Genomic DNA, 23,320 nt, shown 5'->3' on the forward strand with positions numbered 1-23,320 from the left:
AGCCGTGCCCGACTCGGGGGCGCGATCAGCGCTCGATGTCCACCACCAGACGGGTCGGGTTCTGCAGGAGGAAGGCGGAGAAGGCACGATCGGTGCCCTCGAGGCCGATCACCGCCTGCGCCTGTCCCTCGAACTGTCCCGCGAACGCCACGCCGGCCACCCCGGTGGCGTCGTCACCCGTCACGGTGCCCACCGGGACCTCCTCCAGGCCGGTCTCGGTCGGCAGGACCTGGCCTCCGATCATCACCTGGAGGAACGAGTCGCCCTGTACCTCCACGGGGAAGCCGCTGCCCTGCTGGGCGGGGGCGTCCACATAGTCCACGGAGTAGTTCGGGACGCCGCGCCCGTCGAGTTCGAAGACCACGCGGTCCTTGCCCTGGTAGTCGCCCATCCGGATCTCGGACACGACCAGCTCGGCGCGCCCTGCGGCGGCATCCGGGGTCTCGCTCTTGGGAGCGGAGTCCGCCGGACCGGCCGTGGGGTCGGCGGCCTCGGTCTCCTCCGGGGACAGGTTCTGCGCCAGGGCGGCCGGCGAGGAGCCGGCGGTGGTCGTCTGGCTCGTGGCGGGGGCGTCGGTCGAGGTGTCGGTCCCGCACCCCACCACTGCCAGGGACGCGGCGGCGGTCAGTGCGGCGGCCGCGACGAAGCGGCGGTGTCGGGTACGCATGGCCCCACCCTAAATCCCTCTAATCACTTTTGTCCCACAAGGTGGCTACAGTTACACCACTTCGCATGGTGGGGCACCATGGGGGCGTGTCAGTCATCGATCCCGCCCCAGTCCCCGCCTGGTGTTCGCTCCAGTCGGCCGACGAACCGCCGGCCGGCACCGCTGCCCACGAGGAGTCGTGGGTGTTGTTGGAGGTCCCCGCGCGATGGGGGCGCGACATCTTCGACGGGGAGGCGCTGGGCGACGAGCTCTCCGAGCGCCTCAAGAAGCACGTCTCCGACTGCGGGTCCCGCATGTTGTTCATCAGGCGACCCGGCCGCGAGGGTCAACGCATCGACCGGCACCGCTTCTACCTCTGTGACACGCGGCCCGGTCGACGGAGTATCAGGGTCGGCCGCGTCGACCGACCCGCGGACATACTCGACCTCGATCTCTCACCCGGTGGACACGTGGAAGGCGCCCGTGAGGTCGAGGGGCCCGTGGTCCTCGTCTGTACTCACGCCAAGCGCGATCAGTGCTGCGCCGTCCGGGGCCGCCCGGTTGTGGCCGGACTCGAGTCCCGTCTCGGGGACCGTCTGTCCTCGCTCGATCAGGACTCCGCGGTGTGGGAGTGCTCCCACACCGGCGGACACCGCTTCGCCCCGGTCCTGCTGCTGCCCGGGACCGGGTACACCTACGGGCCCGCGGAGACCGACCTCGCGGTCCGCATCGTCGAGGCCGAACTGGACGGCCGGGTCGTCACCGAGCACCTGCGGGGGCGCAGCACGTGGCCGCCGGCCGGGCAGGTCGCGGAGGTCGCCGTCCGCGACTCCGGCGTGGAGGCGGGGATCGACGACCTCGTCGTCGACATCGACCCGGACGACCCGCACGTGGCCGTCGTACAGCACACAGACGGCCGCGCCTGGCGCGTCGAGACCGGTACGCGCCCGCTCCCGCCCCGCGCGCAGAGCTGCCGCAAACCACCGGGCAAGGCCTCCGCATGGGTCGTGGAGTCCCTCACCCGGCTCTGACCGCACCCACCGGCACCGGGCGGGTGAGCCCCGGTGAACTGGTACCACGGGCCCAGGAGCTGGGGAGAGCTCGAACGGGTGCTGTCCGGGCGGCCGAACCCGCGCAGGCCGGAGAACCCCCATCCCGGCGACGGCAGCGACGCCCCCGCATGGTCGCGCACGCGGGGTGACTACACGCCCCCACAGCGGCCGCGCGTCCAGGGACGCGTGCCGTACGCGGAGTTGCACGCCCACACGGCGTTCAGCTTCCTCGACGGTGCGTCCTCGCCCGAGGCGATGGCGGAGGCGGCGGCCGAGCTGGGGCTCACGGCCCTCGCGATCACCGACCACGACGGCCTGTACGGGGTCGTACGTTTCGCCGAGGCCGCCTCCGAGCTGGGCCTGGCCACGGTGTTCGGGGCGGAGCTGTCCCTGCCGGGTGGCGAGCACCTGCTCGTTCTCGCCAGGGGGCAGGAGGGATACCGCCGGCTGTCCCGCGCGATCGCCCGCGCCCACCTGCGGGGCGGGGCCAAGGGCGAGCCGCGGTACGAGATCGCGGAGCTCGCGGAGGCGGCCGGGGGCCACTGGTACGTGCTCACCGGATGCCGACGCGGCCGCGTCCGTCGTGCGCTGGAACGCGGCGGCACCGGAGCCCCCGATTTCGACACCGAGGCGGCCCGCACGGCCCTGGAACAGCTGGTCGAGCTGTTCGGGCGGGACCGGGTGGTCGTGGAACTCACCTGCCATGGAGTGCCCGAGGACACCGAGCGGTGCGACGCGCTGGCCGGACTCGCGGCCCGGGCGGGACTCCCCGTCGTGGCCACGACCGCCGCCCACTGCGCGGGGCCCGAGGGCGCGCGGCTGGCCTCGGTCATGGCGGCCCTCGGCGCGCGTGACGCGCTCGAGACCCACGCCGCGCACCTGCCCGCGGCGGGCGGTGCCCACCTGCGCTCGGGAGAGGAGATGGCCGACCTGTTCGACCGGTGGCCCGACGCCGTCGCCGGGGCCGACAGGCTGGGTCGGGAGTGCGCGTTCGACCTGCGACTCATCGCTCCGCAGCTGCCGCCGTTCGATGTCCCCGAGGGACACACCGAGGACACCATGCTCGCCGAGCTCGCCTACGCCGGTGCCGCCCGCCGCTACGGCACCCGCGAGGAGATGCCGGAGGCGTACGCGCAGATCGACCGCGAGCTGAAGGTGATCGCCGAGCTGGGTTTCCCCGGGTACTTCCTCGTGGTCCACGACATCGTCGAGTTCTGCCGCCGCGAGGGCATCCTCTGCCAGGGCCGGGGCTCGGCCGCCAACTCGGCGGTCTGCTACTCCCTGGGCATCACCAACGTCGACCCGGTGCGCGCCCAACTCCTCTTCGAGCGGTTCCTGGCGCCCGAGCGCGACGGCCCGCCCGACATCGACGTGGACATCGAGTCCGGTCGTCGGGAGGAGGCCATCCAGTACGTCTACTCCCGGTACGGCCGGGACTACGCCGCCCAGGTGGCCAACGTCATCACCTACCGAGGACGCTCGGCGGTGCGGGACGTGGTCCGGGCGCTCGGGTACTCCCCGGGACAGCAGGACGCCTGGTCCAAGAGCGTCGACCGGTGGTCGGGGCTGAAGAACCACGAGCGGGAGGCCACCGAGCACACCGTCCCGCCCGACGTGCTCGCGCTGGCACGACAGCTCGTCGGCCTGCCCCGACACCTGGGCATCCACTCCGGCGGCATGGTGATCTGTGACCGCCCGGTGGCCGACGTGGTGCCCGTCGAATGGGCGCGGATGCCGGGCCGGACGGTGCTGCAGTGGGACAAGGACGACTGCGCGGCGGTCGGACTGGTCAAGTTCGACATGCTGGGTCTGGGCATGCTCACCGCACTCCACCACGCCATCGACCTGGCGGCCGAACACAAGGACCTCGACGTGGACCTGGCCAAGCTCGATCTCGCGGACCCACAGGTCTACGAGATGCTGTGCCGCGGCGACTCCGTGGGCGTGTTCCAGGTGGAGTCCCGGGCCCAGATGGCCACCCTGCCCCGGCTGCGACCGCGGACGTTCTACGACCTCGTGGTGGAGGTCGCCCTCATCCGCCCGGGCCCCATCCAGGGCGGTTCCGTCCACCCCTACATCCGCCGACGCAACGGGCGGGAGAAGGTGGAGTTCGATCATCCCGCCCTGGAAGAGGTACTGGGACGGACGTTGGGGATCCCGCTGTTCCAGGAGCAGCTCATGCAGATCGCCACGGTGATCGCCGGCTTCACCGGCGCGGAGGCCGACCAGCTGCGCCGGGCGATGGGGGCCAAGCGGTCACCGGAACGGATGGCGCGGCTGAAGGAGCGGTTCTTCGCGGGCATGCGCGAACTGCACGGCATCGGCACCAGCCCGCCGGGGACCCCGTACACCGGCCCGGAGGTGGGGGAGCGGATCTGGGAGAAGATGTGCGCCTTCGCCAACTATGGCTTCCCCGAGAGCCACTCCCAGTCCTTCGCCGCGATCGTCTACTACTCCGCGTGGTTCAAATGCCACCACCCGGCGATCTTCTGCGCCGCCCTGCTGCGCAGCCAGCCCATGGGCTTCTACTCACCCCAGTCGCTGGTGGCCGACGCCCGCAGACACGGCGTCACCGTGCACCGGCCGTGCGTCAACCGCTCGCTCGGCGGCGCCACATGCGAGAACGACGGCACCGAGGTTCGCCTCGGCCTGGAGTCCGTGCGGGCGATCGGGGAGGACCTGGCCACCGCGATCGCCGACGAGCGCGACAGTCACGGCCCCTACACCTCCGCGGCCGACCTCGCCGGGCGCACCGGACTGTCCGTCCGGCAGATGGAGGCACTGGCCACCGCCGGTGCGCTCGACTCGCTCGGCACGGGAGGACGCCGGGCGGCCCTGTGGTCGGCGGCCACCGCGGCCCGTGAGAAGCCCGGCATGCTGCCCGGGCTCAGCCAGGTCGACGCTCCCGCCCTCCCCGGGATGAGCCTCCTCGAACTGACCTCCGCGGACCTCGCCGCCACCGGCATCAGCCCGGAGGAGTACCCGACCGTCCACGCCCGGCCGTGGCTCGACTCCCAGGGGGTGTGCACCACCGCCGGACTCGCGCACGTCCCCGACGGCAGCCGCATCCGGGTCGCCGGGGCGGTCACCCACCGACAGCGGCCCGCCACCGCGGAGGGCGTGACCTTCCTCAGCCTCGAGGATGAGACCGGCATGACCAACATCGTCTGCTCGGTCGGGCTGTGGGCGCGCTACCGGCCGATCGTCTCATCGGCCCCGGCGCTCATCGTTCGCGGCACCGTGGAGAACCGCTCGGGCGCGGTCAGCGTGGTGGCGGACAAGATCGAACGACTCCACCTGGGCATGGCCATCGGACGCAGCAGGGACTTCCGGTGACCACCCGGGGCGGCGACAGAGGGGCCCGCCGAGGGGCGGTGTCAGGCGGCCCGCACCGAGGCGATCGCGCGGACGCTGGCGACCGCACACACCACCCAGATGACGATGAGCACCGCCACCGTCAGCAGGCTCGCCGCATGCCATCCGAGGTAATGAGCGCCCAGGCCGCAGGTCGACAACGGATAGGTCATCGCCCACCACCCCGGGGTGAACGGCATCCGGGCCAGGAATCCCCGCACCGTCGTCAGAACCGCGAACGCGCCAAGTCCCGCACCGGCGACCAGCACGGTGGCCCCGTACACCCGGGCCACACCCGCCAGTGCCGGACCCGAGAGCACCTGGGCCGCCGCCGTGGACTGTCCCACGATCCCCAGCGGAATCCACGTCGAGGTCGACAGCACCACCGGCACCGGCGTGCGGAACCACGCATGGTGGTACGCCATCACGATCACCGCGCTCCCCAGCGCCAGGGCCAGCACGAAGCAGAACACGCACGCCGCCGACAACAGGACCCTGGCGACATCCGACTCGAACTGCCGGGCGATCACGCCACCCGCCGTCGCCGAGACCATCGGCGGCACCATCGGCAACGCCCACGTGGGGAGCGGATGGTCGGGTCGCGTAGCGAACAGCCACACCGCGAACCCCACCGCCGTGGCCAGGCCGAGCACCGTGCCCGCGGCCCACAACGCCACATCCACGCCGAAGGCGATCCACGCCAGCGTCGGCGCATGGGCGTCCACCACGACGAACGAGGCGGACCCCACCGCGAGCAGTCCCATCGAGACCATGCCCCACAGCGGGAGCATCGCCGCGTCCCGCACAGACGACGTCCACATGTCCGGATCGCGCGCCACCGACCTGGCGAACCCCGCGCCCAGCCCGACCAAGAGGACCCATCCCGCGACAAGCATGATCACCGCTGCCGGGGAGAAACCGGGCACCCGCACCGAGTGCGTCTGCAGAAGCGTGGCCAGGCCACCGGTTCCCATCACCGCGCCGAACCACGCCGGCCCCGGGCCGGGAACAGCGGACGCCGCAGGTCCTCGTCCTGCTCCGGAGGTCTCGGTCACCAGGACACTATGCCCCCGGCCGCCCACGCGCGAAGAACCGGGGGGTGGAGGGCGCGGACCATGCGCGGATACCGCGGCGGCAGGTGGGGCGACGCCGTACCTTCGGGGCATGAGCGTCCCCTCCGCCGACCGTCATCCCGCCGCGGCACTCGACGACCTCCGTACCCGTCTCGACCACTCACACCTCATCACCGACCCCGACGTCCTGCAGAGCTACCGGCAGGACTGGGCCAAGGCCCCCGACCCCGGTACGCCCCTCGCCGTGGTGCGCGCACGCACCACCGAGGACGTCCAGGAGGTCATGCGCTGGGCGAGCACCCACTCCGTCCCGGTCGTCCCGCGCGGCGCGGGATCCGGGCTGTCCGGCGGCGCCACCGCAGTGGACGGCGGGATAGTCCTGTCCACGGAACTCATGCGCGACCTCCACGTCGACCCTGTCACCCGTACGGCCACCGTCCAGCCGGGGTTGTACAACGCCGAGGTCAAGCAGGCCGTCGCCGAACACGGCCTCTGGTACCCGCCGGACCCGTCCTCCTACGAGATCTGCTCGATCGGCGGCAACATAGCGACCAACGCCGGCGGACTGTGCTGCGTGAAGTACGGCGTCACCACCGACTACGTCCTCGGGATGACGGTCGTCCTGGCAGACGGCACCGCCGTCCGACTCGGCGGACCGCGGCTCAAGGACACCGCCGGGCTGAGCCTGACGAAGCTGTTCGTCGGCAGCGAGGGGACGTTGGGTGTCGTCACCGAGATCATCCTGCGGCTGATCCCCGCCCAGCCACCGCGGTCGACGGTGGTGGGGATCTTCCCCGACGTCGTCGCCTGCAGCGAGGCGGTCCTGGCCATCACCCGCCGAATCCGCCCCGCGATGCTCGAGTTCATGGACACCGTCAGCATCCGCGCCGTCGAGGCGGACCTGCGGATGGGCCTCGACACCGACGCCGGCGCGATGCTTCTCGCGCAGTCCGACCTGACCGGGCCCGACCGCGCGGACGAGACCGAGTTCATGGCCGAGGCCTTCCGCACCCACGGCGCCACCGAGGTCTTCGCCACCGACGACCCCGACGAGGGCGAACAGTTCACCATGGCGCGCCGGGCCGCGTTCACGAGCCTGGGCAAGGTCGGGACCCTGCTCCTCGAGGACGTCGGCGTGCCGCTGCCCTCGCTGCCCCGGCTCGTCGCGGGAATCGAGGAGATCTCCGCGCGCCGAGACGTCCCGATCGCCCTCGTCGCCCACGCCGGTGACGGGAACACCCACCCCATCATCGTCCTCACCGACGACGACCCGGACCGCGCCGACCGGGCCCGCCTCGCGTTCGGCGAGGTGATGGACCTCGCGATCGGGATGGGCGGGACGATCACGGGGGAGCACGGCGTCGGACGCCTCAAGGCTCCCTGGCTGCCCGCGCAGCTGGGCGATGACGTCATGGCCCTGACCCGGCGCATCAAGAACGCGCTCGACCCGCAGGGGATCCTCAACCCCGGCACGATGCTGTAGCGGCCGTCACCGGGCCGGAATCAGGCCGGATCCCGGGGATTTCCCCGATGCGCGGTCGCGCCCGGCCGACGAGCACCCACCTCATGGTCACCGACCGATTCTGCGAGTGACCGCGGGGGAGCGGGGCGGACGCGGCCCTCGTCGTCGTCGCCCCGCTCGCCGAACGGGGTGCCCGACGTCAGTCGTCGACGCGGACCCGCACCGCCGCGGCCACCGGCGTGCCCACCTGCACGACCCGGCCCGCCAACGACACCGAGATGATCCCCAACTCGACCTGCCGGGAGACCACCTCCACGGGCGAATCGGGGCGCAGGCCGATCTCGGCGAGGTGGCGCAGGACGGCGTTGTCACGGTCGGAGACCCGCGTCACCACACCCGTAGAACCCTCGTCGACATGATCCAACGGGGTGTCGCCGAGCGGGTCGAGGTGGCCGTCGCGGGTGGGGATGGGATCACCGTGGGGATCGCGGCGCGGGTGGTCGAGGAACACGTCGAGGGCGTCGACGAACCGGTCCGAGACCACGTGCTCCAGCGCGTCGGCCTCGGCGTGCACCTCGTCCCACGGGTACTCCAGGCACCGGGAGAGGAAGGTCTCGATGATCCGGTGCCGCCGCACCATCGCCACCGCGAACGACCGACCCGCCTCCGTGAGCACCACCGGCGCGTACGGCCGGTGCTCGGCCAGGCCCATCGTGACCAGCTTGCGGACGCCCTCGCTCACGGATGAGGGCGACGCGCCGAGACGCTCGGCCAGCGCGCTCGAGGTCACCGGGTCGCCGCCGGCGCCGAGCGCGTGCACGGCCATGAGGTAGGCCTGGATCGTCGGGGTGAGGTCGGCGAGGGCTCTCGGCGGGTCGACGGTCATGTGACCATCATCCCCGATCGTCGCCCGCGGGCGCTCGCCACCGCCCGCGGGATCACCCCGCGCCTGGGCGCGAGCAACTGCGCCGTCGCGAAGATGACCGCCTGGGTGAGGACCACGACCGGACCGGGCGGGAGGTCGGCGTAGTAGCCGAGGTACAGGCCGGTGACACCGCCGATCAGGGCGACGACGACGGCGAGGATCATCGTCCCCCGCATCGTGTCCGCCACCAACTGGGCGGTCGCGCCCGGGATGATGAGCGTCGCCACGACCAGGATCACACCCACGGACTGCACCCCGGCGACCGTCGCGGTGGCCAGCGTCGCCAGCAGCAGGGCGGTGAGCGCCCGGGTGCGCAGCCCCAGGGTGTGGGCGTGGAGCCGGTCGAACGCCAGCAGGATCAGGTCGCGCCGGAACGTCAGCAGCACGATCACCGTGAAGGCGGCCACGACGAGCACCTGCACGAGGTCGGAGTCGCGGACGCCGAGCACGGAACCGAACAGGATCGAGTGCAGGTCCTGCTGGGTGGGGAACCGGGCGATCAGCACGAGACCGAACGAGAACAGGGCCGTGAACACGATGCCCATCGCGGCGTCCGGCCGCACCGTCCCGCTCTCGCGGACCGCGCCGATCAGCCACACGGCGACGAGGGCGGCGACGAGGGCGCCGACCGCGAACGGGATGCCGGTCAGCGCCGCGATCACCACTCCCGGCAGGACCGCGTGCGACACGGCGTCGCCCATGAGCGACCAGCCCATGTGGACCAGCCAGCAGCTCAGCAGTGCGCCGGCGACCCCGGAGGCCGTCACCACGAGCAGCGCGCGGCGCATGAACTCGTACGACATCGGTTCGGTGAGGAGTTCGATCACGAGACGGCCCGATCGGTGACAGGGGACGCGGCGGCGCCCCGGGCGGAGTCGGCGGCCCCGGGGAGGCGGGCCCCGAGCAGGGTCGACAGGACATGCGGCGTCGTGGTCTCGGCGACCGGGCCGTGGGCGACCAGGCGGCCGTTGAGCAGGGCCACCGAATCGGCGAGCCGCTCGACCGTGCCCAGGTGGTGGGTGGAGACCAGCGCGGTGCGGCCGCCGGCGGTGAGCTCGCGCAGGACGTCGATGTAGACCTCCTCGCTGCCGGCGTCCATCCCGTTGAACGGCTCGTCGAGCAGGAGCAGGTCGGCTTCCTGGGCCAGGCAGCGCGCCAACATGACCCGGCGACGCTGGCCGCCCGAGAGCTCGCCGATGCGACGCGCCGCGAGCCCGGACAGGCCCACCCTCTCGAGGGCGTCCGCCACGGCGGCGCGGTCCCGTCCCGACGGCCGACGCCACGGCCCGGTGAAGTGCCGACGGCCCTGCATGACGACCTCGGCGGCCGTGACGGGGAAATGCTCGTCGATGCCGTCGGCCTGCGGCACCGCCGCGACTCGTCCGCTGCGCAGCGCGCCGCGGACGGACGTGCCGAGGAGGCGGACGGAGCCCGCCGTGGGGGTGACCAGGCCGAGCAGCGCCTGCAGGAGAGTCGACTTGCCGGAGCCGTTGGGGCCGAGCAGGACGGTGATCTCCCCCCGCGGCGCGGACAGCGAGACCGCGTCGAGGGCCCGGACCTGTCCCCGGTCGACGGTGAGGTCGGAGACGACGACGGCGGGCGGGCCGGTGTCCGGGGAGAAGGGCAGTGGCCGATCGGTCATGAGGTCAGCTCCCGGGTGATGGTCTCGAGGTCGTGGTCGAGGAGGTCGAGATAGGTGGGCACGGGCCCGGTGGGGCCGGAAAGGGAGTCGACGTACAGCAGGCCCGCCAGGCGGCTGCCGGTCTCGGCGGCGACCTGCTCCATGGCGGCGTCGGAGACCGTCGACTCGCAGAACACGGCGGGGATCTCCCGCTCGCGGATCCGGTCGATCAACGCGGTGACCTGCCGGGGCAGGCCCTGGTTCTCGCTGTTGACCGGCCACAGGTACAGCTCCTCCAGCCCGAGGTCGCGGGCCAGGTAGGAGAACGCACCCTCGCAGGTGACGAGCACGCGGCGGTCCTCGGGCACCGATGCCACCGCCTCGCGGGCGCGGACCGCCATCGCCTCCAGGTCGGCGACGTAGTCCTCGGCGCGGGCGCGGTACTCCGCCGCACCGTCCGGATCGAGGGCGGCGAGGGCGTCGGCGATCGCGCGGACGTAGCGTGCGCCCTCGACCGGCGACATCCACGCGTGGGGATTGGGCCGGCCGGTGTAGTTGCCCGCCCGGATGGGCAGGGGCTCGACCCCGTCCGTGGTGACGAGGTGGGCGGCGTCGGTCCCGTCGATGAACCGCAGGAGCCAGTCGTCCATCCCCAGCCCGTTGCTCACCACGAGGTCCGCGCCCTCGACCCGCTTGAGGTCCTCTACGGTCGGCTCGTACTGGTGCACGTCGGCGCCCGGCGTGGTGACGGACTCGACCACCACGCGGTCGCCGCCGACGCGTCCGACCATGTCGGCCAGGATCGTGAACGTCGTCGCCACCACCACCCGGTCCCCGGACGCGTCGGACCTCTGGCGGTCGTCGACGTCCGCCGGCCCGGTGACGCCGACCGCGCACCCGGACAGCAGCGCGAGCGCAGTGGTGAGCGCTGTTGCGGCTGCCCGACGAGGGGCGGCGCTACGGGTGGCAGCGCCTCCGAGTTTCGTCATACCGAAACTTTAAATCAATCGGCCGGAAAATCCATACCGCCCCGGTAGTCCTGCTGGCGCCATGCCTCGTAGACCGCCACCGCGGCGGCGTTGGACAGGTTCATCGACCGCCGCCCGGGCAGCATCGGTATCCGCACCCGCGCCGTCACGCGCGGATCGGCGAGGACGTCCTCGGCCAGGCCGGTGGGCTCGGGGCCGAAGAGCAGGACGTCACCGGGGGCGAACCGTACCTGCGGCAGCGCGAGGTCGGCCCGGGCGGAGAAGGCCCACACCCGTGCCGGCAGGAGCCGGGCGTACGCCGCCTCGAGGTCCTCGTGGACCTCGACGTGCGCCAGGTCGTGATAGTCCAGCCCGGCCCGCCGCAGGTGCGGCTCCGACAGGTCGAAACCCAGCGGGCCCGCCAGGTGTAGCTCGCACCCCGCGCCGGCGGCCATGCGGATCGCGTTGCCGGTGTTGGGTGGGATACACGGACGGTCGAACAACACACGCACACCCACACCGGTCATGGGGGCCATTCTCGCAGCGCCCCGACAACGGGCGCGCCCCGGAGTGGGATACTGGTGCGCGTGACCGCGATCAAGCTGGACGGCAAACTCACCCGCGACGAGATCGTCGCCGACCTCACCCGGCGCGTGTCCGCGCTGCGGGAGAAGGGGATCACCCCGGGGCTCGGCACGGTCCTGGTGGGGGACGATCCCGGCAGCCACTCCTACGTCAAGATGAAGCACCGCGACTGCGAGCAGGTCGGCATTGCCTCCATCCGACGCGATCTGCCCGCCGACACCAGCCAGGCCGAACTCGAGGCCGTGATCGACGAGCTCAACGATGATCCCGCGTGCACCGGGTACATCGTGCAGCTGCCGCTGCCCAAGCACCTCGACGAGAACGCGATCCTCGAGCGCATCGACCCGGCCAAGGATGCCGACGGACTGCACCCCGTCAACCTCGGCAAGCTCGTGCTGGGCGAGCCCGCCCCGCTGCCGTGCACCCCCAACGGGTGCATCCACCTGCTGCGCCGGTTCGGGGTGGAGCTCGATGGCGCACACGTCGTGGTGGTCGGCCGCGGCGTCACCGTCGGTCGCCCGATCGGTCTCATGCTCACGCGGCGTAGCGAGAACGCCACCGTGACCCTGTGCCACACCGGCACGCGTGACCTGGCGGCGGAGACCCGGCGAGCTGACGTCATCGTCGCCGCCGCGGGCGTGGCTCACATGCTCACCCCGGACATGGTCAAGCCCGGCGCCGCGGTGCTGGACGTGGGGGTCTCCCGCCTCGACGGCAAGCTGGCCGGTGACGTGCACCCGGACGTGTGGGAGGTCGCCGGGGCGATCTCGCCCAACCCGGGCGGCGTCGGCCCGCTCACCCGCGCGTTCCTGCTGAGCAACGTGGTCGAGCGCTGCGAGCGGCTCGACGCCGACACCTGACGGCTCCCGTGACACACCCCGCTCCCGACCGCGCCCGGCACCGGGCCACCGACGCCCGGCCCCGCCGGACGCGCCCCGCGCGCCTGACGTGGGCGCAGGTGCGTGCGCAGTGGCCGCTCGCGCTCGTGCTGGCGGGGGTCGTCGTTGCGCTGGGCTTCGTCATCCTCGAACGCTGGCGCAGGGGCGCGTTTCTGCTGGGGCTGGTTGCGCTGGCGGCGGCGACCCTGCGCGCGGTGCTCCCGGACGAGCGGGCGCGGCTGCTCGGGGTACGCGGCAAGAAGTTCGACGTGGCGTTCTACGTCGGGATCGGGGCCGTCATCCTGTGGCTGGCCACGTCCGTCGACTCGCTCGGTACCGGCTGATCCTCCGGGTCGTGCACGGCGGGGGTGCTATGCCCCGCGGGGTTGCGGTGTCCGGCGCGGTTGCCGGGCTCGCCGCAGCCTCCGCGCTTGGCCGTGCTGTGGCGCTCGGTGCGGTTGCTGGGCTCGCGGCAGCCTCCGCGCGCGGTCGCCGCTCCGCTGACGTCGGCGACACCTATCGAATCGCGCGCCACCTATCCGACCGCGCGCCACCTATGGGGCCCCGTAGGCGGCGCATAGTCGGATAGGCGGCGCTAGCTCTGGGGGTGCGCCCGGCGGCTTCTGCCCGGTGGTTGCACCCGGTTGGGAGGGCCCGGGCCACAGCCGCTGGCGGGTCCGCCGGATCGGCCTCGATCACGCAGCGGCTGCGAAGAGCACACGCTTGATCCGCGCAGCCAGCACATGCGGTTCGTGCAGATCGCGCCACCGCCAGTGGAGGACCCGATAACCGAGGGCCATCAGTTCGGCGTCGCGGTCCTTCTCCATACCCAGGCGGCGCCGTGCCTCTCCGGGGCTCAGCCCGTCGAAGTACTTGCCGAAACCGTCGCACTCTCCGATCACGCCGTACTCCCGCCACAAGAAGTCCACACGGGCGACCCGAACGCCTCGAGAGGTGAAGACGTCCACCTGAGGCTCGGGCTCCGGTAGGCCGAAGTCGTGGAAGGTCAGCCGGCTGAGGCTCTCTGCCACGCTCTTGCTCCTCCCGTCGACGACACTCAGCGACTGCCGTGCACGTCTGATCCCGCGACGACCCGCGGATCTGCGCAGAGACTCGTCGAGCGCGTCCCTGGTGACGATCTCCCCGTACAACGCCGCGTCGGCGACCGCCACGGAAGCGTCTCTGGGCGTCGAGATCGCGATGTCGGTGACCGTTCGTGCCGGGGTGGTGACCCGCAATCCATTGACCGTCATCACCTCATCGGACAGGCCGGGCGCGGTGCGGAAGGTCGTCAGACTGGTTGTGCGGGACCGCGGCGTCGGGCCGTCCTCGCACACCGCGACCCTGCGCAGCGGAAGACCCCAGTCCGGAAGCCCGTGGAGGAGGGCCGCGGATGAGTGGGAGAAGACCGGCGCGTCGAGTGCGGCGTCCGCGGCCAGAATCGACAAGAGGTGGCGCTCGCGCCTTCCGAGGTCACGCGCTCGCCCTTCGACGTAGAACCCGGGCCTGAGTCGGATCAGATCGCCGGACTTCACCGCGCGGTTGATGCTCTGACTCGTGATTCCGCGGGCGAGTAGCTGATCGGAGGTGACCAGCAGGGAGATCAGGTCGTCTGGTGTGTTCATGGGCCCGATCATCTGGGCCCAGACACCGGGAAATCGGCTCAGCACCGCCTTACGCGGCCTAGCTGTGGAGAGCGCCGGGCCTGCGGACGGACGTGTACGCGTGCTGGACTTCCCGGGCTGAGCAGCACGCATCGTGCCGCGCGCGGGTCATGGATGGACGATCTCGCACGACGGCACGTCATTGCATCGCAGGTCACCTATCGGGATGCGCGCCGCCTAGGGGTTCCCTTGGGCGGCGCTCGATCCGATGGGCGGCGTTGCGACCTGACGGCACGAAGCGCGTAGGTGAGTTGTGCGGCTCGCCGGGGGACCGCGTCGGCGGGGGAGTGGGTCAGCGGAGCCGGAGGGGGACGCCCTCGCGGACATGATCGCGAACCCCGTCCGACGCGATGAGAGATCCCATTGCGACCAGGGCGAGCAACGAGAACACGGTGCCGACCACCGAGATGAACGTGAGGCTGTCCAGCACCGTCCGGGCGAGTGAGCTGAGCGTCAGCAGGCCCACGCCGGCGCTGATCACCACCAGCGACGCACGGTGCGCCCGCCACAGCAGGACCGCGCCGACGAGAAGCAGCAGCCCCAGGACCAGCGAGGAGACGGCTGAGACGAACAGGGGCCCGAATCCGGCGGTACCGCTGCCTCCGCTCGCGGTGGCGGCCAGGCCGAGCACGGTGGCGAAACCGATGGCCACGCCGATGATCCCCAGGCCGGCCGCCAGTCCGGTCAGCAGCATCGCGGCGGGGCGGGGGGTCTGGTCCCGTTCGGAGGCGTGATGCGGGTGATCGTGGTGGTCCGGGCCAGTCACGCGTGCCCCCGCGTCTTCTCGGCGGTTCCCTGCTCGGCGAGTTCCAGGGTGCGCGCGAGCATCGGGCCGACCACGTCCGCCTCGGTGAGGAACCCGTCGTGTCCGGCGGGACTGTCGATGACGACCAGCGGGTCCGCCCCGGGGAGGAGAGCGGCGAGCTCCTCCTGCTGACGCAGCGGATAGAGCCGGTCGGTGGTGACGCCGCCGATGACGCAGGGAACCGGACACGAGCGCAGTGCCTCCTCGACGCCGCCGCGCTCGAGGCCCACGTCATGACGGTTCAACGCGTCCGTGAGCAGCACGTACGTGCAGGCGTCGAAGCGGGAGACGAGCTTGCCGGCCTGGTGGTCGAGGTACGACTGCACGGCGAAGCGGCCCGACATGGACAGGTCCTCGCCGCGGGGATCCTCCCCGGGCTGGGGACGGTTGGCGAAGCGCTCGTCCAGCTCCACCTCGCCCCGGTAGGACAGGTGGGCGATGCGGCGGGCGATGCCGAGTCCTGTCACGGGTGTGCGCCCGGTGCCGTGGTACCCGCCCTGCTGCCAGTGCGGGTCTGAGGTGACGGCCATGATCTGCGCGGTCTGGATACCGATCTGATCGGCCGACGCCCGGGCGCCGACCGCCAGTACGCACGCGGCGCGGACGCGGTCCGGGTGGGAGACCATCCACTCCAGGGCGCGGGCCCCGCCCATGGATCCGCCGATCACGGCGGCCCAGCGCTCGATGCCCAGCAGATCGGCCAGAACGCGCTCGGACTCGACCATGTCCCGCACCGAGACGGCGGGGAACCGGGCTCCCCAGTAGTGGCCGTCGGGGTGTAGCGAACTGGGGCCGGTCGACCCCCGGCAGCCACCCAGGACGTTGACCGACAGTACGCAGTAGCGATCGGTGTCCAGCGGCAGACCGGGCCCGACGAGCCCGTTCCACCATCCCGGGGTGGGGTGCAGCGAGTCGACCGGTCCCACGACGTGCGAGTCACCGGTGAGCGCGTGCTCGACCAGCACGACGTTAGAGCGGTCCTCTGCGATCCGCCCCCATCGCTGGACGGCGAGCGTCACCCCCGGGAGGACGACACCGGTGACTAATGTGATGTCGCCGATGGCGACATGGCCGAGGGTGCCGTCACCCGGGGGCAACAGCGCGAGCGGATCGGAAGAGCTGACCATGGGATCGGGTCAGGAGATCGCGGCGAAACCGAGCTCGAGGTCGGCGATGAGGTCCTCGACGGACTCGATGCCCACCGAGAGGCGGATGGTCGCCCACGTGACACCCGCGATCGCGTTGGCCTCGGGGGTGCCCTGTGAGTGGGTCGTCGTGGCCGGGTGGGACACCAGCGACCGCACGTCGCCGATGTTCACCAGGCACGAGTGCAGCTTGAGGGCGTCGATGAACGTCCACGCGCGCTGCTTGACCTCCTCGTCCGACGCGCCGTCGGGGACGACGATGTCGAACGTCACGATCGCGCCGGCGCCCTTCGGGGAGATCTTCTTCTGCAGCTCGTTGTACGGCGACGACGCGAGGCCGGCGTACTGCACCTTGGCGACGTCCTCGCGGGCCTCGAGCCACTCGGCGATGCGCTGCGCGTTGGACACGTGGCGCTCGATCCGCAGGCTCAGGGTGTCGATGCCCTGGGCGAGGGTCCACGCGTTGAACGGGGACGCGGCCGCACCGGTGTCCCGCAGGAGGGTGACGCGGGCCTTGAGCGCGAGCGCGGGCGCTCCGAGGTCGGCGTAGACCAGCCCGTGGTACGCCGGGTCGGGGGTCGTGAAGGACGGGAAGACGTCCTCACCGTTTCGCTGCACACGCCAGTCGAACTTGCCGCCGTCCACGAGCACTCCACCCAGGGACGAGCCGTGGCCACCGAGGTACTTGGTCGCCGAGGCCACCACGACGTCGGCTCCCAGCTCGAGCGGACGGATCAGGTAGGGGGTCGCCACCGTGTTGTCGATGACCAACGGCACCTGGTTGTCGTGCGCCACCTCGGCGATCGCCGGGATGTCGAGGATGTCGTTGAGCGGGTTCGAGATGGACTCCGCGAAGAACAGCTTGGTGTTGGGGCGCACCGCCGCCTGCCACGAGGCGGGGTCGTCCGGGTTCTCGACGAAAGTGGTCTCGATGCCGTACTTGGGCAGGGTGTGCCGCAGCAGGGTGTCCGTGCCGCCGTAGAGGCGCGGGGAGGACACGACGTGGCCGCCGGACTGGGCGATGGCCTGGATGGCGGCGGTCTCGGCCGCCTGACCGGACGCGAACAGCAGACCCGCGACGCCGCCCTCCAGAGAGGCGATGCGGTCCTCGACCGCCGCCACCGTCGGGTTGGTGATACGGGTGTAGATGGGGCCCATCTCTGCGAGGGCGAACCGGTCGGCCGCCTGCTTGGCGTCGGCGAAGACGTACGAGGTGGTCTGGTAGATCGGCAGGTTCCTGGCGCCGGTGTCGGAGTCGACGGGCTGCCCGGCATGGATCTGGCGGGTCTCGAAGGCCCAGTCAGGGTTGCTGTTGTCGTAGGTCATAGGGGCGGAGCCCCTCCTTTCGTCAGAAGGGTCCGGCCGCTTCGTCAGACAGCGGACCCGCGCTTGCCCGTCCACCCGGTCGGGTGGTGGCCAGGTCGTCTCCCGGGGCACCCCACCGCGGTGGAGGGTTGCCGTCCAGCGAGCCGGGGCTTCGCGCTGGAACTCATGACCTGGGGGTCAGGCTAGCCTAAGCCTCTCCGCGGCTGCAACGAGGGGCCACCTCGCCCCTGCGGACCCTCCGGGTGTCCCGGATCAGTAACATGAGACGCACGTCACGATGTTCACCGACAGCGCCGGTCTCACGAGGTCCGGGCGGGGAAAGAGGGACCGATGTCGAAGATCAAGGTCGAGGGGACGGTCGTCGAACTCGACGGCGACGAGATGACGCGCATCATCTGGAAGTTCATCAAAGACGAACTGATCCATCCCTACCTGGACGTGAACCTCGAGTACTACGACCTCGGGATCTACAGTCGTGACGCCACCGACGACCAGATCACCGTCGACGCGGCCAACGCGATCAAGAAGCACGGCGTCGGCGTCAAGTGCGCGACCATCACGCCCGACGAGGCCCGCGTGGAGGAGTTCGGGCTCAAGCGCATGTACCGCTCGCCGAACGGCACGATCCGCAACATCCTCGGCGGTACCATCTTCCGCGCCCCGATCATCATCTCCAACGTCCCCCGTCTCGTGCCGGGCTGGACCAAACCGATCATCGTCGGCCGTCACGCCTTCGGGGACCAGTACCGCGCCACCGACTTCAAGGCCCCGGGGGCGGGCAAGGTCACCATCACCTTCACGCCGGCCGACGGGTCCGAGCCGATCGAGCACGAGGTGGTGGACCTGCCCGAGGAGGGCGGCGTGGTGATGGGTATGTACAACTTCAACAAGTCCATCGAGGACTTCGCGCGCGCCTCGTTCAACTACGGCCTGGACCGCGGCTACCCGGTGTACCTGTCCACCAAGAACACCATCCTCAAGGCCTACGACGGCGCCTTCAAGGACATCTTCCAGGACGTCTTCGACCGCGAGTTCAAGGAGAAGTTCGAGGAGGCGGGCCTGACCTACGAGCACCGGCTCATCGACGACATGGTGGCGTCCTCGCTGAAGTGGGAGGGCGGCTACGTATGGGCGTGTAAGAACTACGACGGCGACGTTCAGTCCGACACCGTGGCACAGGGCTTCGGCTCACTCGGCCTGATGACCTCGGTCCTGCTCACCCCGGACGGGAAAACCTGCGAGGCCGAGGCCGCCCACGGCACCGTGACCCGCCACTTCCGCCGGCATCAACAGGGCGAGCCGACCTCCACCAATCCGATCGCCTCGATCTTCGCGTGGACCCGCGGCCTCGAGCACCGCGGCAAGCTCGACAACACCCCCGAGGTGATCGAGTTCGCCCACCAGCTCGAGGACGTCGTGATCAACACCGTCGAGGGTGGTCAGATGACCAAGGACCTCGCCGTGCTCGTCGGAGACGACCAGGGGTACCTCAATACCGAGGATTTTCTCGCCGCGCTGGACGAGAACCTAAAGCGCACCCGCGCCGGCTCCTGATCCAGGCTGAATCGACGCGCGGGTCCACCGCCCGCGGCGGGATGGGCTACGGTCAACCGGACAGTGGTCCACTTCACAGTGTGGCCGTCCCTGCCCCTTGGCCCCAGGAGTTTCCGTGGACCAGAGCCCCCTGATCGACGTCGGTCTGCCGATCGCCCTGGCCATCATCATGGTCGGGATCGGTCTGAGTCTGACGCGGGAGGACTTCGCGGTCCAGGCTCGATCGCCGCGGGCCACGATCGTCGGCCTGGTCGGCCAACTCGTCCTGGTGCCGCTGGTGGGCGTCGGGGTCGCCCTCCTCTTCGACCTCACGCCGATGCTCGCGCTCGGGGTGGTCTTGGTGGCGGCGACGCCCGGCGGGGCCACGTCCAACCTCATCACCTACCTGGCCCGCGGGAACGTGGCACTATCGGTGATCCTCACCGCGATCACGTCCGTGGCGGTCATCCTCACCCTGCCGCTGTGGTTCGACCTCGGCGTCCGGTTCATCCCGGGCGCGGCGGACTCTGAGGTGAGCGTCCCGCTGGCCCAGACCTTCGGATTGCTGCTGGGTGTCATCCTCATCCCGGTGGCGATCGGCATGGTGCTACGGGCGAAGGCCCCGTCGCTGGCCGCGCGCATCGAGCGGTTCGTAGGGGTGGTGGGTCTCGTCGTGCTGGTGGCGCTGATCGTGGGCATCATGCTGGGGGAGCGGGACCGGATCGTCGACCTGGTCGCCACCGTGGGCCCGGCGGTGATCGTCCTCAACATCGCGTTCATCGTCCTCGGCGGACTCCTCGCGTGGGTGTGCCGACTGGGCCGCGCCGAGCAGATCGCCGTCGCGGTGGAGTTCGGCATCAAGAACACGACCCTGACGATGCTCATCGCCTTCACGGTGATCGGCGACGAGGAGGTCGGTCTCGCCGCCGCCGTCTACAGCATCGTCATGTACGTCACATCGTTCCTCGTGGTCTTCGCCGGGCGGCGCCTCATGCGTACCGCCCCCTGAGAGGGTGATGCGGCGAGACCACCCGGTCGGTCGGCGTAGCCTGCTCCGGTGACCACGCGCCCCGACCCCGCCGCCGAACCCGGCGCAGACCTGTCCGTCCAGCCCGGCGCCGCAGGTCCCGCGTCTGCCACCGCGGCGCCCTCGCCCACCCGCCGGAGGGTGACGGCGGCGCCCGCGCCCACCCGCCGGAGGGTGACGGCGGCGATTCTCGCGCTCGCGCTGGGCGGGTTCGGCATCGGCGTCACCGAGTTCGCCGCGATGGGTCTGCTGCGCTCGATCGCGGACGGGTTCGGGCTCACCGAGCCACAGGCCGGCAACGTCATCACCGCCTACGCGCTCGGCGTGGTGGTGGGCGCACCGCTGCTCACCGTGTGGACGTCGCGGTGGCGCCGACGCACGCTGCTGCTGGTGCTCATGGCCCTGTTCACCGTCGGCAACGTGGCGGCGGCCTTCGCGCCGACCGCGGAACTGCTGGTGGCGGCCCGCTTCGTCGCCGGCATCCCGCACGGCGCGTACTTCGGGGTCGCCTCGCTGGTCGCGGCGTCCCTCGCTGGGCCGGGCAGACAGGCGCGGGCCGTGTCCCAGGTGCTGCTGGGCCTGTCGGTCGCGAACGTGATCGGTGTCCCGGCCGCGACCTGGCTCGGGGAGTCGATCGGGTGGCAGTCGGCCTTCCTCGCGGTCGGGGTGATCGGCGCACTGACCGTGGCGGCCATCCTCGTCGTCGTCCCCGAACCCACCGGCACGGTGGTCGTGCGCGCCCGCGAGGAGCTGGCCGCCCTGGCGCGGCCACAGATCCTCGCCACGCTCGCAGTGGGCTGCGTGGGCTTCGGCGGGATGTTCGCGATCTACACCTATATCCAGTGGACGATGGTCGACGTCGCCGGGATCGACCGCGCGTGGATGCCCGCCGTCCTGGCCGTCTACGGGCTGGGCATGGTGGCCGGCAACATCGTGGGCGGGATCGTCGCCGACCGCGACCTCGACCGGGGCCTCGTCGGCATCGCCGCAGTGATGACGCTCGTACTGGCGGGGTTCGCGCTCGCCGCGCATCACCCCGTGACCGCGGTGATCGGTCTGTTCCTCGTGGGGACCACGGGCTCGGCGCTCGTGCCCGGGCTGCAGTCGAGGCTCATGCGGCACGCCGGCCGCGGGCAGACGCTGGCCGCCGCGCTCAACCACTCGGCACTCAATGCCGCCAACGCGCTCGGCGCCTGGCTCGGCGGGGTCGTGATCGCGTTCGGGTGGGGTTACACCTCGCCCGCCCTCGCCGGTGCCGCGCTGGCGGCGCTCGGGCTGGCGATCCTCGTCGTGGCCGTGCGGTCGGTGCGCAAGGGAGAAACCGCGGCGCCCTGAAATGTCGTAGCCGTCTGAGAAGGTGCGGGCACGCGGCCGGGACAACCGGCTTTCGTCACCACACCGAGAGGCTGACCATGGGGAATGCAGCGCAAGCCACGCCCGGGCGTCCGGCGTCGAAGGAGATCCTCGGACGCCTGGGAATCTCGGAGCGAGCTGTAGTCGAGGCGGTTCGAGACGGTCTCGCCGAAGGGCTCGCCCTCGATCCCGCGGCGCCGAAGATCGCTCCGGGTTTCTACGCTTGGGCAGGGACGGTCGCGTCGATCCGGCGCCACCTGGCGACCGACGGCTGGAAGCTGGCGGACAAGCAGAATCTGCCCACGATCGTGTCGCCGGACGGGCGTGTGCGCCTCATCGTGGCGAGCGGCGACTCGGGTACCGGTGACCCCGAGGCGATTCCGTCGACGTCCAACCCGAAGGGGCGTGCTGTGGAAGAACACGTCCGATCGAACGATCCCGGGCGGCATCAGCAGATCCAACTGGCTCTGGACATAGACGTGGAGTCGAACCGAGACGGAGCGGGTGCGTGTCAGACGTGGATGCTTCTGTACCGGCACGACATCGGGACGCAGGCGAGCGTTGCTGAGGTGTCGCTCCCGCTGGATATCGAGGGTGGCAAGGTGACCCGGTGGGGCGACCGTGCAATCATCGATACCCCCATGCAGTTCTCGGCCATGGAAGTGAGGGCGACCGATGTCTCCGCGTTCGACGACGTCGACTTCGAGATCCACGCCGCAGGAGAAGGCTGATGGATCCAGGCTGGCCCTCGCCCGGGTACGCGCCGGTCTGACCCGGCGAGAACTGGCGGACGTGGTGGGAGTCGCGGGGTCGACGGTTCGGACATGGGAGGCCACGGGCGTTCCGGTGGGGCGATTGGGCGCCCTTTCGGCAGCGACAGGGGTATCGCGGGCCTTTCTCGAGCTGGACGAGCCGGACGTGCTTGAGCCGGATTTGATTTACTTTCGATCGCGTCGGTCGGCGTCGTCGTCGACGCGAGCTGCGGCAGCGGGGGACGGGCTCGTCGGAATCGAGTTCTACAGCGCGCTCGCGAGGCGCCTGACATTGCCCCGGGTTGATGTGCCGGTGTTGTCCGAGGTGGGCGATCCGGAAGAGGCCGCACGAGTGCTGCGGTCGGCATGGACGTTGGGTCCGGGACCCCTGCCGAATCTGGTGCAGCTCGCGGAGGCGCACGGGGTGCGAGTGATGGGCCTGCAGGGACGGTCCGCCGACGTCGATGCCTTCAGCCTGTGGCGTGACGGCCGTCCATACGTCTTCCTCTCCCGCCTGAAAACCCCGGAGCGATCGCGATTCGACCTCGCCCACGAACTCGGCCATCTCGTTCTCCACGCACATGAGCCATATCCCACGGCCGAGTGCGAAAAAGAGGCCGATGCGTTCGCGTCCGAGCTTCTCCTCCCGACGCTCACGCTGCAGAGCGAGGGACTGCCAGAGGTGGGACTGGACCCGCTCATCGCCGGGAAGCTCAGATGGGGTGTGTCCGCGATGGCGTACGTCTCGGGCCTTCGGCGGGCCGGGGTGGTGGGGGATTCCTCGATCACCAAGATGTTCCGCGATCTCTCGGCGAGGGGCTTCCGACGTGCGGAACCGGGCTCGTCGATGCCGTGGCCCCGATCCAAGGTGTTCGACGCCGCCAGGGAGATCCTGGGGCGGTCGATCGTGGAGGATCTCGCAGCCGAGACCGGACTCTCGCCTGACGACATAAACACCCTCACCTTCGGCCAACTCCTTGCCGTGGCTCGACCTGGTGCTCCCTCCACTCCGGGCACGGAGCCGGATGAGGGCGATCGTCACGCGAGTGGGCTCCGGTTGGTCGTCGGGGGCGCTTAGCCCCGGTTTCCAGTGGGACGACGTCCGACACTGCCGCTGCACCGGTGCCCCGGGTTGGGTCCGGCGGTCGGAG

The 23,320-nt window shown here is 71.0% G+C and carries 21 protein-coding genes and 1 riboswitch; of the genes, 10 read left to right on the plus strand and 11 right to left on the minus strand.

The window, feature by feature from the left end:
* Positions 1-25: 25 nt before the first annotated feature.
* On the minus strand, positions 26-667 hold the full coding sequence (locus tag C3V38_RS10310; RefSeq protein WP_061913990.1) for a hypothetical protein: 642 nt from the start codon (positions 665-667) through the stop codon (positions 26-28).
* 86 nt (positions 668-753) lie between these two features.
* Here C3V38_RS10310 and C3V38_RS10315 point away from each other — a divergent pair, with 86 nt between their 5' ends.
* Positions 754-1,677 (plus strand): sucrase ferredoxin, encoded by a 924-nt coding sequence (locus C3V38_RS10315; protein WP_061914060.1) that lies wholly within the window; start codon positions 754-756, stop codon positions 1,675-1,677.
* A gap of 33 nt (positions 1,678-1,710) precedes the next feature.
* Complete coding sequence (locus C3V38_RS10320) at positions 1,711-5,034, plus strand: error-prone DNA polymerase (protein WP_174705779.1); 3,324 nt, start codon at positions 1,711-1,713, stop codon at positions 5,032-5,034.
* 41 nt (positions 5,035-5,075) lie between these two features.
* On the opposite strand, the gene C3V38_RS10325 is transcribed toward C3V38_RS10320, so the two are convergent.
* A complete protein-coding gene (locus tag C3V38_RS10325; protein ID WP_061913995.1) occupies positions 5,076-6,107 on the minus strand; it encodes a hypothetical protein in 1,032 nt (343 codons plus the stop codon).
* 109 nt (positions 6,108-6,216) lie between these two features.
* Between C3V38_RS10325 and C3V38_RS10330 the strand changes: the two genes are divergently transcribed.
* Positions 6,217-7,608 (plus strand): FAD-binding oxidoreductase, encoded by a 1,392-nt coding sequence (locus C3V38_RS10330; protein ID WP_061913997.1) that lies wholly within the window; start codon positions 6,217-6,219, stop codon positions 7,606-7,608.
* Positions 7,609-7,786: 178 nt separating this feature from the next.
* Here C3V38_RS10330 and C3V38_RS10335 read toward each other — a convergent pair whose 3' ends face one another.
* From C3V38_RS10335 to C3V38_RS10355, 5 genes are read right to left on the minus strand one after another with little or no spacing between them, the layout of a single operon-like run.
* Positions 7,787-8,473: a metal-dependent transcriptional regulator gene (locus C3V38_RS10335; protein WP_061913999.1), complete on the minus strand. Its 687-nt coding sequence runs from the start codon at positions 8,471-8,473 to the stop codon at positions 7,787-7,789.
* Complete coding sequence (locus C3V38_RS10340) at positions 8,470-9,339, minus strand: metal ABC transporter permease (RefSeq protein ID WP_083324409.1); 870 nt, start codon at positions 9,337-9,339, stop codon at positions 8,470-8,472. The genes C3V38_RS10335 and C3V38_RS10340 overlap by 4 nt, the downstream gene beginning before the upstream one ends.
* On the minus strand, positions 9,336-10,154 hold the full coding sequence (locus C3V38_RS10345) for a metal ABC transporter ATP-binding protein (protein WP_061914001.1): 819 nt from the start codon (positions 10,152-10,154) through the stop codon (positions 9,336-9,338). The genes C3V38_RS10340 and C3V38_RS10345 overlap by 4 nt, the downstream gene beginning before the upstream one ends.
* Positions 10,151-11,122: a metal ABC transporter solute-binding protein, Zn/Mn family gene (locus C3V38_RS10350; protein WP_246830969.1), complete on the minus strand. Its 972-nt coding sequence runs from the start codon at positions 11,120-11,122 to the stop codon at positions 10,151-10,153. The genes C3V38_RS10345 and C3V38_RS10350 overlap by 4 nt, the downstream gene beginning before the upstream one ends.
* A gap of 14 nt (positions 11,123-11,136) precedes the next feature.
* Positions 11,137-11,628, minus strand: a complete 492-nt coding sequence (locus C3V38_RS10355; protein ID WP_070721881.1) for a tRNA (cytidine(34)-2'-O)-methyltransferase — start codon at positions 11,626-11,628, stop codon at positions 11,137-11,139.
* A gap of 60 nt (positions 11,629-11,688) precedes the next feature.
* Here C3V38_RS10355 and C3V38_RS10360 point away from each other — a divergent pair, with 60 nt between their 5' ends.
* Positions 11,689-12,546, plus strand: a complete 858-nt coding sequence (locus C3V38_RS10360) for a bifunctional methylenetetrahydrofolate dehydrogenase/methenyltetrahydrofolate cyclohydrolase (protein WP_106386457.1) — start codon at positions 11,689-11,691, stop codon at positions 12,544-12,546.
* An 8-nt stretch (positions 12,547-12,554) separates the two neighbouring features.
* On the plus strand, positions 12,555-12,908 hold the full coding sequence (locus tag C3V38_RS10365; protein ID WP_174705780.1) for a DUF3017 domain-containing protein: 354 nt from the start codon (positions 12,555-12,557) through the stop codon (positions 12,906-12,908).
* A 351-nt stretch (positions 12,909-13,259) separates the two neighbouring features.
* On the opposite strand, the gene C3V38_RS10370 is transcribed toward C3V38_RS10365, so the two are convergent.
* From C3V38_RS10370 to C3V38_RS10385, 4 genes are all read right to left on the minus strand, one after another.
* Positions 13,260-14,189 carry a type IV toxin-antitoxin system AbiEi family antitoxin domain-containing protein gene (locus C3V38_RS10370; protein WP_070721574.1) on the minus strand — a complete coding sequence of 310 codons (930 nt, stop codon included), beginning with the start codon at positions 14,187-14,189 and terminating at the stop codon, positions 13,260-13,262.
* Positions 14,190-14,520: 331 nt separating this feature from the next.
* Positions 14,521-14,994: a hypothetical protein gene (locus C3V38_RS10375; RefSeq protein ID WP_061914007.1), complete on the minus strand. Its 474-nt coding sequence runs from the start codon at positions 14,992-14,994 to the stop codon at positions 14,521-14,523.
* Entirely contained in the window at positions 14,991-16,160 is a 1,170-nt protein-coding gene (locus C3V38_RS10380; protein ID WP_061914009.1) for a homoserine O-acetyltransferase, read from the minus strand. Before C3V38_RS10380 ends, C3V38_RS10375 begins: the two co-directional genes overlap by 4 nt.
* A 9-nt stretch (positions 16,161-16,169) precedes the next feature.
* Positions 16,170-17,504, minus strand: coding sequence for an O-acetylhomoserine aminocarboxypropyltransferase/cysteine synthase family protein (locus tag C3V38_RS10385; protein ID WP_063935667.1), 1,335 nt, complete (start codon positions 17,502-17,504; stop codon positions 16,170-16,172).
* Between the two features lie 54 nt (positions 17,505-17,558).
* A riboswitch (SAM riboswitch) is annotated at positions 17,559-17,675 on the minus strand.
* Positions 17,676-17,834: 159 nt separating this feature from the next.
* Here C3V38_RS10385 and C3V38_RS10390 point away from each other — a divergent pair.
* From C3V38_RS10390 to C3V38_RS10410, 5 genes are all read left to right on the plus strand, one after another.
* On the plus strand, positions 17,835-19,058 hold the full coding sequence (locus C3V38_RS10390; protein WP_070721572.1) for an NADP-dependent isocitrate dehydrogenase: 1,224 nt from the start codon (positions 17,835-17,837) through the stop codon (positions 19,056-19,058).
* A gap of 115 nt (positions 19,059-19,173) precedes the next feature.
* Positions 19,174-20,046: a bile acid:sodium symporter family protein gene (locus tag C3V38_RS10395; protein ID WP_070721570.1), complete on the plus strand. Its 873-nt coding sequence runs from the start codon at positions 19,174-19,176 to the stop codon at positions 20,044-20,046.
* A gap of 159 nt (positions 20,047-20,205) precedes the next feature.
* Positions 20,206-21,399, plus strand: coding sequence for an MFS transporter (locus C3V38_RS10400; protein WP_371412151.1), 1,194 nt, complete (start codon positions 20,206-20,208; stop codon positions 21,397-21,399).
* 77 nt (positions 21,400-21,476) lie between these two features.
* Positions 21,477-22,148 (plus strand): hypothetical protein, encoded by a 672-nt coding sequence (locus tag C3V38_RS10405; RefSeq protein ID WP_061914017.1) that lies wholly within the window; start codon positions 21,477-21,479, stop codon positions 22,146-22,148.
* Positions 22,149-22,335: 187 nt separating this feature from the next.
* Complete coding sequence (locus C3V38_RS10410; protein ID WP_007628550.1) at positions 22,336-23,247, plus strand: ImmA/IrrE family metallo-endopeptidase; 912 nt, start codon at positions 22,336-22,338, stop codon at positions 23,245-23,247.
* Positions 23,248-23,320 lie beyond the last annotated feature (73 nt).

The sequence above is a fragment of the Dietzia sp. oral taxon 368 genome (genome assembly GCF_002999155.1).
Lineage (GTDB): Bacteria > Actinomycetota > Actinomycetes > Mycobacteriales > Mycobacteriaceae > Dietzia > Dietzia cinnamea.

Coding starts and splice junctions, on each gene's coding strand:
- C3V38_RS10310 (WP_061913990.1), bottom strand. CDS start 667: ATGCGTACCCGACACCGCCGCTTCGTCGCGGCCGCCGCACTGACCGCC.
- C3V38_RS10330 (WP_061913997.1), top strand. CDS start 6,217: ATGAGCGTCCCCTCCGCCGACCGTCATCCCGCCGCGGCACTCGACGAC.
- C3V38_RS10335 (WP_061913999.1), bottom strand. CDS start 8,473: ATGACCGTCGACCCGCCGAGAGCCCTCGCCGACCTCACCCCGACGATC.
- C3V38_RS10345 (WP_061914001.1), bottom strand. CDS start 10,154: ATGACCGATCGGCCACTGCCCTTCTCCCCGGACACCGGCCCGCCCGCC.
- C3V38_RS10350 (WP_246830969.1), bottom strand. CDS start 11,122: ATGACGAAACTCGGAGGCGCTGCCACCCGTAGCGCCGCCCCTCGTCGG.
- C3V38_RS10355 (WP_070721881.1), bottom strand. CDS start 11,628: ATGACCGGTGTGGGTGTGCGTGTGTTGTTCGACCGTCCGTGTATCCCA.
- C3V38_RS10370 (WP_070721574.1), bottom strand. CDS start 14,189: ATGAACACACCAGACGACCTGATCTCCCTGCTGGTCACCTCCGATCAG.
- C3V38_RS10380 (WP_061914009.1), bottom strand. CDS start 16,160: ATGGTCAGCTCTTCCGATCCGCTCGCGCTGTTGCCCCCGGGTGACGGC.
- C3V38_RS10385 (WP_063935667.1), bottom strand. CDS start 17,504: ATGACCTACGACAACAGCAACCCTGACTGGGCCTTCGAGACCCGCCAG.
- C3V38_RS10390 (WP_070721572.1), top strand. CDS start 17,835: ATGTCGAAGATCAAGGTCGAGGGGACGGTCGTCGAACTCGACGGCGAC.
- C3V38_RS10405 (WP_061914017.1), top strand. CDS start 21,477: ATGGGGAATGCAGCGCAAGCCACGCCCGGGCGTCCGGCGTCGAAGGAG.